The sequence below is a fragment of the Vibrio sp. 1CM24A genome, assembly GCF_023161725.1.
GTDB lineage: Bacteria > Pseudomonadota > Gammaproteobacteria > Enterobacterales > Vibrionaceae > Vibrio > Vibrio coralliirubri.
On sequence record NZ_JALNTS010000003.1, the window covers coordinates 64,419 to 78,061 of the forward strand.

The 13,643-nt window shown below is 45.9% G+C and carries 11 protein-coding genes; 7 read left to right on the forward strand and 4 right to left on the reverse strand.

The window, feature by feature from the left end:
• Window positions 1–28 precede the first annotated feature (28 nt).
• Window positions 29–331, forward strand: coding sequence for a fructose PTS transporter subunit IIB (locus MSG38_RS07850; RefSeq protein WP_055319098.1), 303 nt, complete (start codon window positions 29–31; stop codon window positions 329–331).
• A 7-nt stretch (window positions 332–338) separates the two neighbouring features.
• On the forward strand, window positions 339–1,112 hold the full coding sequence (locus MSG38_RS07855; protein WP_123300056.1) for a PTS sugar transporter subunit IIA: 774 nt from the start codon (window positions 339–341) through the stop codon (window positions 1,110–1,112).
• Between the two features lie 155 nt (window positions 1,113–1,267).
• Here the strand turns inward: MSG38_RS07855 and MSG38_RS07860 are convergent, their stop codons facing one another.
• Both MSG38_RS07860 and MSG38_RS07865 read right to left on the reverse strand, forming a co-directional pair.
• Entirely contained in the window at window positions 1,268–3,046 is a 1,779-nt protein-coding gene (locus MSG38_RS07860; protein ID WP_086969299.1) for a transporter, read from the reverse strand.
• A gap of 563 nt (window positions 3,047–3,609) precedes the next feature.
• Window positions 3,610–4,449 (reverse strand): AraC family transcriptional regulator, encoded by an 840-nt coding sequence (locus MSG38_RS07865; protein WP_050712571.1) that lies wholly within the window; start codon window positions 4,447–4,449, stop codon window positions 3,610–3,612.
• A gap of 378 nt (window positions 4,450–4,827) precedes the next feature.
• Between MSG38_RS07865 and MSG38_RS07870 the strand changes: the two genes are divergently transcribed.
• From MSG38_RS07870 to MSG38_RS07885, 4 genes are all read left to right on the forward strand, one after another.
• Complete coding sequence (locus MSG38_RS07870) at window positions 4,828–6,732, forward strand: fructose-specific PTS transporter subunit EIIC (RefSeq protein ID WP_248401549.1); 1,905 nt, start codon at window positions 4,828–4,830, stop codon at window positions 6,730–6,732.
• Between the two features lie 110 nt (window positions 6,733–6,842).
• Window positions 6,843–8,060, forward strand: coding sequence for a mannose-6-phosphate isomerase, class I (gene manA, locus MSG38_RS07875; RefSeq protein WP_059018338.1), 1,218 nt, complete (start codon window positions 6,843–6,845; stop codon window positions 8,058–8,060).
• A gap of 266 nt (window positions 8,061–8,326) precedes the next feature.
• Window positions 8,327–8,767: a PTS sugar transporter subunit IIA gene (locus MSG38_RS07880; protein WP_248401551.1), complete on the forward strand. Its 441-nt coding sequence runs from the start codon at window positions 8,327–8,329 to the stop codon at window positions 8,765–8,767.
• A 13-nt stretch (window positions 8,768–8,780) separates the two neighbouring features.
• Window positions 8,781–10,196: a fructose-specific PTS transporter subunit EIIC gene (locus tag MSG38_RS07885; protein WP_248401553.1), complete on the forward strand. Its 1,416-nt coding sequence runs from the start codon at window positions 8,781–8,783 to the stop codon at window positions 10,194–10,196.
• 479 nt (window positions 10,197–10,675) lie between these two features.
• Here MSG38_RS07885 and MSG38_RS07890 read toward each other — a convergent pair whose 3' ends face one another.
• Complete coding sequence (locus MSG38_RS07890) at window positions 10,676–11,452, reverse strand: transporter substrate-binding domain-containing protein (protein WP_050632469.1); 777 nt, start codon at window positions 11,450–11,452, stop codon at window positions 10,676–10,678.
• Between the two features lie 124 nt (window positions 11,453–11,576).
• Here MSG38_RS07890 and MSG38_RS07895 point away from each other — a divergent pair, with 124 nt between their 5' ends.
• A complete protein-coding gene (locus MSG38_RS07895) occupies window positions 11,577–12,317 on the forward strand; it encodes an amino acid ABC transporter permease (protein WP_248401555.1) in 741 nt (246 codons plus the stop codon).
• Window positions 12,318–12,464: 147 nt separating this feature from the next.
• On the opposite strand, the gene ugpC is transcribed toward MSG38_RS07895, so the two are convergent.
• Window positions 12,465–13,595, reverse strand: a complete 1,131-nt coding sequence (ugpC, locus tag MSG38_RS07900) for a sn-glycerol-3-phosphate ABC transporter ATP-binding protein UgpC (RefSeq protein ID WP_050651338.1) — start codon at window positions 13,593–13,595, stop codon at window positions 12,465–12,467.
• Window positions 13,596–13,643: the final 48 nt, after the last annotated feature.

The window sequence follows — 13,643 nt, forward strand, 5'->3', positions numbered from 1 at the left end:
CAGGGACGAGAATAAGCCGAGAATAATAATGAGAATTGTAGCGGTAACTGCGTGCCCTACAGGCATTGCGCACACCTATATGGCAGCTGATGCTTTAAATAAGACAGCCCCTAAATTCAACGTTTCAATCAAGGTTGAAACACAAGGCGCTATGGGTATTGAAAACTTACTGACTGCACAGGATATTACTCTCGCAGACAAGGTATTGATCGTCTCTGATATCGACATTGAACAGCCAAACCGCTTCGACCCAGCTAAAACCTTATTCATCCCCATGGAAGAGGTGTTGTTGAGTGTCGATAAAGTCTTTATTAAGCATTGTCGAACCTAGACCTTTCATGAACGAATATCAGATCACCTTCTTCGTTGACGATCCTGCCGCGAACTCACACGTCGCGCAACCACTTAGCCGCTTGGCAAAAAAATTCAAAAGTACCATCCGTATTATCAACATCACTCAAAACCGAACGGCAGATCTCTCCAAATCTGTCGCGATGTTGCAAGTGGGTCTACTTCGTGGCGATTTGTGTCAGATAACCGCAGTCGGTATTGATGCCGAGCTGGCCTGTTTCGTTCTTAAAGACGTCATTGCTGAGCATTACGCCATGGTTGGCTCACAAGTGAACCATGAGTTCTCAAACGATTTAATCCAGCGCATGCCGCAGATATGCCCGCCTTGTGACATCAAATGGCATCACGCTAAGGCGCAAACCCAACTGACCAAATTTGAGTGCTTAAAAGGGCTCGCTCACCTTGTTTACCCAGAGGATCCAGATGAACTGATTCTGGCATTTATTAAGCGAGAAGAACGCTCTTCAACCTGCGTGTCACCGGGTATCGCACTGCCGCATGTGATGTTTGAATCGACTCAAGACCTCTCGATTGCGGTTATCGTCAGTGACGACCCGATTGACTGGGCATCACGTATCGGCGAAGTGCATGTCGCCATTGCTCTTGTTCTACCAACCAAGCCACAGCGTGAGCACATTGTGGCGGCGACCAACCTAACTAGAAACCTCCTTCACGATCAGGTCAACGAACGTCTGCAAAAGACTCGAAGCAGTGTCGACCTGCAAGCCTTGTTGATGTACATCTCGTCACGCCTTATCTAATTCATCTCTTCTGGTCAAACTCAAAGCATCCATTTATCCCCTGTTGTGACACCTATCCAATCGTTATAAGCTCATTTTCTCATACAATAAAAAACGGCTGAGCATTAGAGCTCAGCCGTTTTATGTTTAATTACTTGTTTAACTGGTTAGCTAACTTAAGCTGTTTTTTTCGCTTGTTTCGCATCCTCAACCGAGTCGTCTACAGCTTTCACCAGCAGCAGGCCAACGATGAACACGATACCACCACACAGTACGAACATCATTCTTCCCCAGAATGGGTTCGGTAGAGCAAACATCGCCATCACTGCCACACCAGACACTGCGATCAGTGAACCCAGCATGTGACGTTGTTTGTTATCCAGTTTCTTCTGTGCTGTTGATTCCGAAACCAACGGTGTCGCTAGGTTGTTGAAGAAGGTATCAACATCTTTCTGACGAGACGCTTCCAGTGGTTTGTAGAACAGAGTCGATAGAATGAAGAAGCCAGCAGTAAATGTTAAGTGTGCAATCAGACCTACCGCCACTTTCAAGTCAGACCATTCACGGCCTGTTAGAGGCTCTAGGTTGAACCAGTTTTGTAGCATCTCAGCGGTAATCACGAAACCAACGATGTAAGACACAATCGCACCGACCACTAGCGTACCCCAACCTGCCCAGTCCGGAGTCTTCTTAAGGAAGAAGCCACAGAATGCTGGAATGGTCATTGGGAAGCCAATCAACGCACCCACGTACATCATGGTGTCGAATAGGCTCAAGCCTTTTAACGAGTTGATAAACAGCGCGATAAGGATGATAGCTAGACCGAAGAAGGTAGACATCAACTTAGACACAATCATCAGCTCTTTCTCTGTCGCGTTTGGACGAAGAATCGGTTGGTAGAAGTTGATTACAAAGATACCTGAGTTACGGTTTAAGCCTGAGTCCATAGAAGACATAGTTGCCGCAAACATCGCTGCGATTAGAAGGCCTACCATACCTGCTGGCATGTATTGCTCTACGAAGTAAAGGTAAGCGAAGTCGCCTGCTTTAGAACCTGCATCTGGGTAATGTGCTGCAAGGTCAACGCCTTGTCCTGCTACGAACCAAGGTGGCATAAACCAAATGATTGGACCGATGGTCATCAGAATACACGCTAGCAGAGCGGCTTTCTTCGCGTTCTTAGAGTCTTTTGCCGCTAGGTAACGGTAAGAGTTCAACATGTTATTGGTGATACTGAACTGTTTGAAGAAGATGAAGAATGCCCAGATTCCGAAGATGCTTACGTAGTTCAGGTTGTTACCAGAAACGAAAGATGCGCCTTCTGCTACAGGGAAATCGTTGATGATTTCAGTAACGCCACCACCTTGTACGATAGCCACTGCAGCACACGTTACGGTTACCGCCATGATAATAACCATCTGCATGAAGTCAGACGCGATAACCGCCCAAGAGCCGCCCGTTACCGACATCACCAGAACAACAAGACCAGTCAGAACGATGGTTGTCGTCATGTCGAAGCCAAAGATGCCCGATGCGATGATCGCCAAACCGTTCAGCCAGATACCTGCAGAAACAATACTGTTCGGCATGCCAGACCAAGTAAATACTTGTTCGTTGAAGCTACCAAAACGCATACGAATCGCGTCAATTGGCGTTACCACACGTAGTTGACGGAATTTCGGAGCGAAGTACAGGTAGTTCATCAGGTAACCAAATGCGTTCGCTAAGAAGATAACCGCGACAGCCATACCATCGGCATACGCTTTACCCGCTGCGCCAGTGAAGGTCCAAGCACTGAACTGAGTCATAAACGCAGTCGCGCCAACCATCCACCAAAGCATGTTACCGCCCCCGCGGAAATAGTCACTGGTTGTACTGGTGAACGTTCTAAACATCCAACCTATTGCGATAAGGAAAAGGAAATAAATTCCTACGATCAGAGTATTGAGTTCCATGTATAAGTCTTCTTTATGATGAGTATCTGAAGAGCATATTATCTATAGAATTTTTAATTTGTAGTATTATAAGTCAAGGTTGTGATGGGGCGTATAAACCTGAATATTTGATTTCGAGGTATGAATTACACGTTAGTAAATAAAGAATAAGCCGGATCGAAGTAAACATTTAAAATCAATAACTTATAAAAATTTCAATCAGTAAACCGGACAACAATAACAAGATTTTGTCGTCTCGATAAGTTGTTTTTAATTTACTTAGCATTCATTAAATGCATCGCGTTAATACATCAACTCTCACACGTTTAATTCAATAAATAGGCAACGAAAAATAATAAGCAACTCGCAAAGCGAACCCTTAATGTTATTAATTGGGTTTATTTAGTGAAACGGGATAAATAGAGAACGTGCCTAAAGATAGGTTTGGAAATAAGGTGTAGAAATAAACAGCAGAGGAAAACACAAAGCAAATTGATCACCACAACACAGAGCTCACTGTGGTGATCTAGTCATACAAATTTAGGTCGTATAAGCTCTGGTCAGAAAGGTAATTAGAAGGGATATTAGATTGAACCACGATATTCGGTCGGCGTTCTTCCTGTGCGATTCTTAAACACTCGACAGAAGTAGTTCACATCCTTAAAGCCGCAACGTACTGCCACTTCATTGAGCTTGAAGTTGTACTTTTTTAGCATGAACTTAGCGCGGTCGACTCGAACACGGGTGATGTATTCTGCCAGCGTCATGTGGCCTTGCTGACGGAACATTCGCGACAAGTGATTGGATGAAATGCTAAAGCGTGAGGCAATGCTGTCTCGGGTGATTTGACGGTGGAAATTCTCTTGAATGTAGATACAAATCCCTTGATACACATCCTGCACGCGGCTGTGAGATTTCTCGACAGGCGCATCCAACATCGTCTTGCTGTATTGAAGCAGAGCTTGCAGCAATAACTCATCCATCGGCTGCTTGTTGCTCTCTCTCGCTAACGAGCTAAGCGCCTCCAAGATGTTATCAATCGCAAAACCTGATCGAGTCTGAATACTGTGCTTTTGGATATCGTAAAAGCTCTCTTCACCTTTGCGCTTGCTCACCAAGCTTAAACCAAGCTGACGACGACCAAACAACATGCTCAACACCGAGCAGTCAGTATCCCAGTTAGGTTTATTCCAGCAGTTGGGTGGGATGAAAATCGCGTCTCCGGCTTTGGCAATAACGTTGGTGATCTTGCGATCATGACTCTCCATTTCATTAATGTACTCTCCATCTAGCACCAGCTCTAAACGAGGAAAGTTCACCTGATAGCTGCAAGCGGAGGGCGTGTGAAAATCTCCAGCAAACCAGATGTTGTGAAACGGTTCTCGCTCATTTAACACCGACGAGATTAAGTCATGAAATATCATTATTCGAACTCTTATGGGCAGCAATAAGGCTACGGAAATAGATATACCTGTAACTGAAACATAGCGCTATTGAGCAAAATCACAATTTGAGATCTAGGTTACAAAAATCCAGTCGTAGAAATAAATATCCAGTGCAAAAACCGATGAGGCACGTAATTTCCCAGATAACAAAACACGCCGAACCCCTTATAAATAAAAGCGCCAAAGCACGACAAACCTTGTCAATACAGGGCTAAAAACGCCCGTTCGACCGATCAAAATCACACTCCATTTATAACGCAACAATCATCCAGTAAATGCATTTTTTCTTCACTACAGAAGGCAAGCCGTAGATTCCAGAATACCCCTAACAAAATAAAAACAGAGTAGGGGTTCATTATGATCACGACATTGATCAATCAAGATTTGATTAAGCTTTCGCTTAGCGCTAATTCAAAAGAAGACGTATTTAAAGAGCTGATAGACGTGCTTTACGCACAAGGCAGAATCTCAGACAAAGCACAGTTTCTTGCCGATATTAAGGCTCGTGAAGAACAAGGTAATACCGGATTTGAAGAAGGTATTGCTCTGCCACACGCGAAAAGCAGCGCGGTGATCAAACCCGCGGTTGTTATCGGTGTCCATCAACAGGGTATCGAGTACGGCGCAGATGACGGCCAGCCATCAAAACTATTCTTCATGATTGCCTCTCCTGATGGCGGCGATAATCACCACATCGAAGTACTGGCAGAACTTTCTTCAAAGCTGATTGAAGAAGGCTTTATCGAAAGCTTCATGAATGCTCAATCTGAACAACAAGCATTAGAACTACTGCTTAGCAAACCTGAGCCATCAGAAACGGAAACCAACATTGAGAAACAAGGCTTCATCATTGGCGTGACTGGCTGCCCTGCTGGCGTTGCACACACTTATTTAGCAGCCGAAGCGCTAGAGAAAGGCGCGGCGGCTCTTGGCTACGACATCAAGGTCGAAACCAACGGTTCTATCGGCGTTAAAAACAGCCCGACTCAAGAAGAGATCGAACGCGCAGACGCGATTGTGGTGGCTTGTGACAAACAGGTCGACATGGCTCGCTTTGCCGGAAAACGCGTTATCAGCACCAACGTAAAAGCGCCAATCAAAGACGCGCAAGGCTTAATTCAACAAGCGCTCAATGCACCTAGCTACCAAGCTGAACAGGCGCCGACCAACCAATCTGTTGCTGAGAAAGCCTCGCAAGCGCGTTCAGACCTTTATCGTTACTTGATGAATGGCGTATCTCACATGATCCCATTCGTAGTCACTGGTGGCCTTTTGATAGCACTTGCACTAGCGATTGGTGGTGAGCCGAGTGAATCTGGCATGGCGATTCCTGCTGGCAGTATGTGGAACCAAATCCTCGAAGTGGGTGTAGTTGCCTTCACTCTGATGATCCCAATCTTGGCTGGCTACATTGCTTACGCGATTGCCGACCGCCCTGCCCTAACCCCTGGCTTGATTGGCGGCTGGATTGCTAACAACGGTTCTTTCTATGGCGCTGACGCAGGTACAGGCTTCATTGGTGCAATCATCGCAGGTCTATTAGTGGGTTACTTCGTTAAATGGATTACTTCGTTTAACTACCACAAATTCGTTCAACCGCTTGTGCCTATCATGATCGCTCCGATCACTGGCTCTCTATTCATCGCGGGCCTGTTCATTTTTGTTATCGGCGCACCTATCGCTGGGCTGATGGATGCTCTTACTGCACTGCTAACCAGCATGAGTACAGGTAACGTGGTTCTGCTTGGCATCGTATTGGGTGGCATGGCTGGCTTTGATATGGGCGGCCCGTTCAACAAGGTGGCGTTCCTATTCTCAGTCGGGATGATCGCCAGCGGTCAAACTCAGTTCATGGGTGCAATGGCGTGTGCAATTCCTGTGGCTCCACTGGGTATGGCTATCGCAACCAGACTTGGCCGCAAGTTCGACCTGTTTGAATCTTCTGAAATTGAAGCGGGTAAAGCAGCGGGCGCAATGGGCTTAGTGGGTATCTCTGAGGGTGCGATTCCTTTCGCAGCTCAAGATCCGATGTCGGTTATCCCAGCCAACGTGCTTGGTTCAATGACAGCTGCGGTAATGGCGTTTTCGTTTGGTATCACCAACAGCGTTGCTCACGGTGGCCCTGTTGTGGCTCTGCTCGGCGCAATGAACTACCCAATGCTGGCACTGCTGTGCATGGCATCTGGTGCGGGCGTGACTGCGGTTACTTGTATCGCGCTTAAAAATCTACGCAAAGCCAAGCTAACAGCAGCAGCGGCTTAAGCCATTTCAACTCCAATGGCTTGAGCCCCTCTACCCTACTGTTTTTAGTAGCTAATAGTTTTTTAGGAACGAATAGAGCTCAAGCCATGTTTCCCTTCATGGTGATTTCGATGTCTGATTTTTCTTTAGCGAACGATTCGTTCGTACAACGCTTTTTCTACCCTATGACCAACGTAATTCAAAACTACGCATGGGGCAGCCCTTCTTCGTTCAGCCAACTGTTTGGTATTGATAACCAGTCTGGTGAGCCGCAAGCGGAGATCTGGATGGGCGCTCACCCAAATGGTTGTTCGATGGTGACCGACAACGGTCAGCAAACCACGTTGTCGAACCTTATTTCCAAGAACCTAAACCTATTTCTAAGTGAGAAAGTCGCAAGTCGTTTTGGTGAACTTCCGTATCTGTTTAAGGTATTAGCGGCTGAGAAAGCACTGTCTGTTCAAGTTCATCCAAACAAGCAACAAGCGGAATCTGGATATGCTCTAGAAGAGCAGCAAGGCATTCCGATGACAGCTGGCAACCGCAACTACAAGGATCCCAATCACAAGCCAGAACTTGTGTATGCCCTAACCGACTACACCGCGATGAATGGCTTTAGGTCGATCAACGAGATCCTTGAGCACTTCCATTACCTTGATATTCCAGAGCTAAACTCTATGGTCAACGATCTCGCAGGCGACCAAACGCCTAATGGGTTAGCCAGCTTTTTCGCGAGCTTATTGTCGTTGCAAGGTGAACAAAAAGGCATGGCTCTGACCATGTTACTGATGAAGGCGAAGCTTTCTGATGCCCCTGTGTTCCAGTTGATTTCAGAGTTGGAACAGCAATATCCGGGTGATGTAGGCCTGTTTGCTCCGCTGCTATTGAACGTGATCACGCTAAAACCGGGTCAAGCCATGTATCTGGATGCCGAGACACCGCACGCTTACATTAAAGGTACGGGCTTAGAAGTGATGGCAAATTCAGACAATGTACTCCGCGCAGGGTTGACGCCTAAGTACATGGATATCAATGAATTAGTCTCTTGTACTCAATTCAATGAAAAGCCTGCGGATAGATTGCTGCTCAGCCCGATAGAGCAAGGTGATGTGATGGAATATCAAATTCCAGTCGAAGATTTTAAGTTCTCTATCGTGCAGAATTCTCACCAGAGAAAAATCACCACCGAAGGTGCCGAGATCCTACTGCCACTCGATGAATCCATGGTGCTAACCCACCAATGCGGCGAAACCTGCGTGATAGAGAAAGGCCAATCGGTATTCATTCCTGCTTACGCTGAGAGTTACAAACTGGATTGCGTTGGACGCGTGGCGCGTGCTTACAGCTAGCTCTATCAAGTAAATCTAGCTCTCCCGAGTAGATACAAACACTGATCATGCCCTGCTTTGCGGGGCATTTTTCTTCCTACAGAAAGTTATTTCAACACCGAAATACACCATCAAATATGACTCATCTCACACTGGATGAATGATGCAAATCACACTTAATTTTGCTTGGTACAAATGTACAGTGAAGGGCTTTTATTTGCTATTTCGCGAATCGGGTTAATCCATTAATTTTAATTCAAGAACTTCAATAGTGAATGAGTTAATAAATGATCACACAGCTAACTAACGTCAACTTAATTAATAACAACCTTCAAGCGAATAATAAAAAAGAACTGTTTGAAGAATTGGCAAGCATGTTATTTGAGAACAACCGAATCAGTAATAAAGAAGCCTTCTTGGCAGACATCGAAATTCGTGAATCTCAAAGCATTACCTCGATAGACGGCATCGCTTACCCACACTCAAAAAGCAAGGCGGTAACTGAGCCGGCAATCGCTGTCGGTGTTATGCGTCAAGGTATCGAGTATGGCGATGAAGACGGCATTAACCCAACCGTGTTTTTTATGATTGCCTCACCCGATAACGGTGCAGACCATCATATTTATGTACTACAAGAACTATTTGGAAAATTCAGCGATGAATTTATTCAAGATATCCATAACGCAAAAGACGAACATCAAATCCTTAATATTTTAATTAATTCATAAGGCGTAGAAAATTATGAGCACCCTAACAACTCAAGCTACGAATACCAATAATAAAAACAGTAGTAGCGGCTTTAAAAAAATCCTTAGTACCATGAAAGGCCACCTGCTTTTCGGAACCTCACACATGCTGCCTTTCATCGTAGCCGGTGGTGTTCTGTTGGCGTTAGCCGTAATGGCATCAGGCAAAGGTGCTGTACCAGCAGACGGCTTGCTGGCAGACATCTCTAATATCGGTATCAAAGGCCTTGTTCTTTTCCCAATCATTCTTGGCGGCTTTATTGGTTACTCCATTGCAGATAAACCAGCACTAGCACCTGCGATGATCTCTTCTGGCATCATGGCTGACATGGGCGGCGGCTTCCTTGGCTGTATCGTGGCAGGCTTTATCGCCGGTGGCGTGGTGTTCCAACTTAAGAAGATCCCACTTTCTGCGAACATGACGGCTCTAGGTGCGTACTTCATCTACCCGCTTCTAGGTACGTTAATCTCTGCAGGTATCGTACTGTGGGGCATCGGTGAGCCAATCAAACTGTTCATGTCTTCAATGAACGAGTTCCTAGCTTCAATGGCTGGTGCATCTAAGATGGTTCTGGGCACAATCCTTGGCGGTATGACGGCGTTTGATATGGGCGGCCCTATCAACAAAGTCGCGACCCTATTTGCTCAAACTCAAGTAGACACGCAACCTTGGCTAATGGGCGGCGTAGGCATCGCGATTTGTACACCACCTCTAGGCATGGCTCTGGCGACTTTCCTATTCAAAAACAAGTTCTCTAAACAAGAGCAAGAAGCAGGTAAAGCGGCAGCAATCATGGGTTCTATCGGTATCTCTGAAGGTGCTATCCCGTTCGCAGCGAATGACCCAATGCGCGTTCTTCCTTCAATCGTAGCCGGTGGTATCGTTGGTTGTGTGTTTGGCTTCATGACAGACGTTCTACTGCACGCACCGTGGGGCGGTCTAATCACGGCGCCAGTATCAAGCAACATTCCAATGTACGTCGTCGGTATTGCGCTTGGCTCGCTAACCACTGCCGTTATCGTAGGCTTCTGGAAACCTGTAGCGGTTGAAACAGAAGAAGACATGCTTGAAGCAGCGCCAGTACAAGCTCAAGCCACTCCTGCAGCAGGCGAAGGCGAGTACGACATCGTAGCTGTAACATGTTGCCCTTCTGGTGTTGCACACACCTTCATGGCTGCAAAAGCACTAGAGAAAGCAGGCTTAGCCGCAGGCCTTAAGATTAAGGTAGAAACTCAAGGTCAAAACGGTATTCAGAACCGCATCACTGACCTAGATGTAGCGAACGCAAGACTGGTTATCTTGGCTCACGATATTCAAGTGAAAGACGCTCACCGCTTTGCTAACGCAAACGTGATTGAGTGTTCAACCAAAGAAGCAATGAAGAAAGCCGCGACGTTAGTGGTCGCGTAACCCAAATTAAAGCAAGCTCCTAACTCAAGAGCCCTTCCCCCTAAGGGCTCTATTTTCTTCTCAAATATCGCTTTGATGTTCTTTTCATCAATCTAGAATCAATTTAATCAGTCAGTATAGTTTCTGTTCAAACTGAATTTTCTCTCTATCTTCACCATAAAAATAATTCCGTGACTGAGATGTCAAAACGTTATGTTACTTCGTAATATCACAGATTTACCTTTTAACTCATGTCAGACGAGATATCGCATACCCACTGCTTAGGGCAAGCGCAACAACTGCTGATAATCGTGTTATTTCATTCATCGTTATTCTCCGATTTTTTATCTTTTTCAGAATAAATCGGAGAGCCTGAATAATTTGTTTAGGGTTTTATAGATGAGGTTACGTTTCGGCGCGTGTGGGCTGAAATATCTTAAGTGCTTGTTGATGAAAAAGAGCCGCTAATCGCGGCTCTGGTTGATGAGTGAATCGTGGTGCTACATGCTCTTCAGTCCCCACTTCTCAGCGGTTTGCTTAAAGAAACCTTGCGTCTTTTTCAGTTCAACCCAGTGATTAATGTAGTTAATCCAAACTTGATCATCTTGTGGTAGTAGCATCGCAATTGGAGTTGGTTTACGTGGCTCTTTCACCGGAACAATCGCGAGTTGTTTAAACTTCTCTACTAAGGTTGCAGCCTCTACGTTTGAAGTCACGGAGACATCAGCGCGGCGAGCTAAAAGCTCTTGGAAATCCCGTGCCGGCGCTTCAATCACGATGTGTTGTGCCGATGGGAAGAAGTCCTTCACCATTTTTTCTTGTACTGTGCCGAGCGTGGCGGCAACTTTGATTTCTGCTTTGTCAAAGTCACTCCAATCGGAGAACTTCTCTATGTCTTTCTTTTGCACAACAGGGACAAAAGCCAGATAGAAGTACGGTTGGCTGTACCCAGCGACTTTTGCTCGAGACATGTTGAGCGAAGCGCTGCCAGTCACGTCGTATTTGTTGGCCGTGATGCCATTCACCAAGGTTTTCCAGTCTGTTGCGACGTATTCCACTTTTACGCCTAGGTCTTTAGCCAACTCAGTCGTGACATCGATATCAAAGCCGCGGTAGCTGTTGGTTGCAGGATCCTTCATTGTCATTGGGTTCCAATCCCCCGTAGTACCAACGCGAAGAACTCCCGCACCCAGTATCTCCTGCAAACGACTTTGGGCATGTGCGATTTGTGTAAAAGCAAGCAGGCACATTCCTAATGCGATTAAGCTTTTTTTCATTTTTTATTCCTTTAAAGAATGCTGATTTCTAAGTGATGAATGTAGATATTATTTTTAATTATTAACCATTAAACAGATTTGGTTGTTAACATGGCAATAACAAATGGAGTTTTTGGGAGTAAATGTGAACTATCGTCACTTATCGCTAGTTTCTCTGCTGTTTCTGACAGGATGTTCAGATTATCAATGGGGATGGTATGTACTCGACCCGTCGACGGAGCAGGGACGAACTAATATTCAGTTTTTGATGGCTGGTTTTAGCGAGACTATTCAGGTTTCGTTGTTGAGTATGTTTTTTGCCATGACTCTCGGTCTATTGGTGGCCTTTCCTGCGCTTTCAAGCTCACCAGTACTCAAGGGAATTAATCGACTTTACGTAGAGGTGATTCGTTCTATCCCTGTGCTGGTATTGCTATTGTGGGTGTATTACGGAATGCCGACATTACTCGATGTCTCTTTGAACCACTTCTGGGCAGGGGTAATCGCATTGACCATTGCCGAGAGCGCCTTTATGGCGGAAGTGTTCCGTGGGGGGATTCAAGCGATTAATCGTGGGCAACATGAAGCGGCCGAATCCTTGGGATTGACCTATTGGCAAAAAATGCGATTGGTTATCCTACCGCAGGCATTCCGTCAAATACTGCCGCCCTTGGGCAATCAGTTTATTTATATCCTCAAGATGAGCTCGCTAGTGAGTGTGATTGGTTTGAGTGATTTAACAAGGCGAGCAAATGAGCTGGTGGTGAACGAATATTTACCTTTAGAGATCTATACGTTTCTGGTTTTGGAGTACCTTGTTCTTATTTTGGTGGTATCACAAGCGGTTCGTTGGCTAGAAAAAAGGATTGCGATTCCGAGCCATTAAATGGTTCTAACCCTCAAGATCGTTCAGCTATCTCCAACAAAAAAGCCTCGAGCACAAACCCGAGTTCCTGTTGATACTCCCCCTAAGAAAAATCCCCACTCTCACCTGAGCGGGGATTTCTTTGTTTTGACTATTCGACACATCGACTTATTCAGTTAGAACTTCTTCTGTCTCTAGGTCAAACAAATGACATTGTGAGGTATTGAAATGAAGCATTGTCTCTTGCCCACTTTCCGCCATTCGGTCAGCATCAAAAGGCACGCGAGCCACCAGCTTATCTGCACCGAGTTTAAAGTAGAGATACAGCTCATTACCCATCGACTCAACCACATCAAGCCTGTGCGTTTGAGTATTCACTTCCGCCAGCGGCGCATCGTGATTCGCCAGTTGAATGTGCTCAGGACGAACGCCAAACCATACCCACTCACCCATCTTTTCACGAGCGATAATCTGCTTGTCTTGTGGCAGTGTCCAACGAGTCCCACTTTCAGAGACCACGTTCATCACGCCATCAATCTCATCCAATCTCACCTTGAGAAGATTCATCGCTGGCGAACCAATAAAGCCTGCGACAAACTTGTTTGCTGGGTACTGATAAAGGTTCATTGGCGTATCGACTTGCATAATCTCACCTTGATTCAACACACAGATGCGATCACCAAGGGTCATGGCTTCTACCTGATCGTGTGTCACGTAGATCATGGTGGCGTTCTGCCCTTCTTGCTTCAGGTTATTGTGCAGCTGCGCAATGCTGACACGAGTCGACACACGCAGCTTCGCATCTAAGTTAGACAGCGGCTCATCAAACAAGAATACATCTGGTTTTCGCACCATCGCACGACCTAAAGCCACACGCTGCCTTTGACCGCCAGACATTTCACCCGGCTTGTTGTTCAGCAGATGTTCAATATCCAGAGTCTTGGCTGCATCTTCAATACGTTCATTGATTTCATGCTTTGGCAGCTTCTGTTGTTTAAGGCCAAAAGCCATGTTGTCGTACACCGACATGTGCGGATAAAGCGCGTAGTTCTGAAACACCATCGAGATGCCGCGATCTTTAGGTGGCAATTCGTTTACACGCTTATCGCCAATGTAGACATCGCCTTCTGAGATATCTTCAAGACCTGCGATCATACGAAGTGTCGTAGATTTTGCGCAGCCAGACGGCCCAACAAACACCATGAACTCACCTTCGCGAATATTCAGATCGACACCGTGCACAGCCTTAAAACCATTTGGGTAGGTTTTTTCTACCCCTCTCAGTGTGACTTCAGCCATAACCTGTCCTTAAATCAATTCGTTAAATACTATCTTTGCAATCTGTCG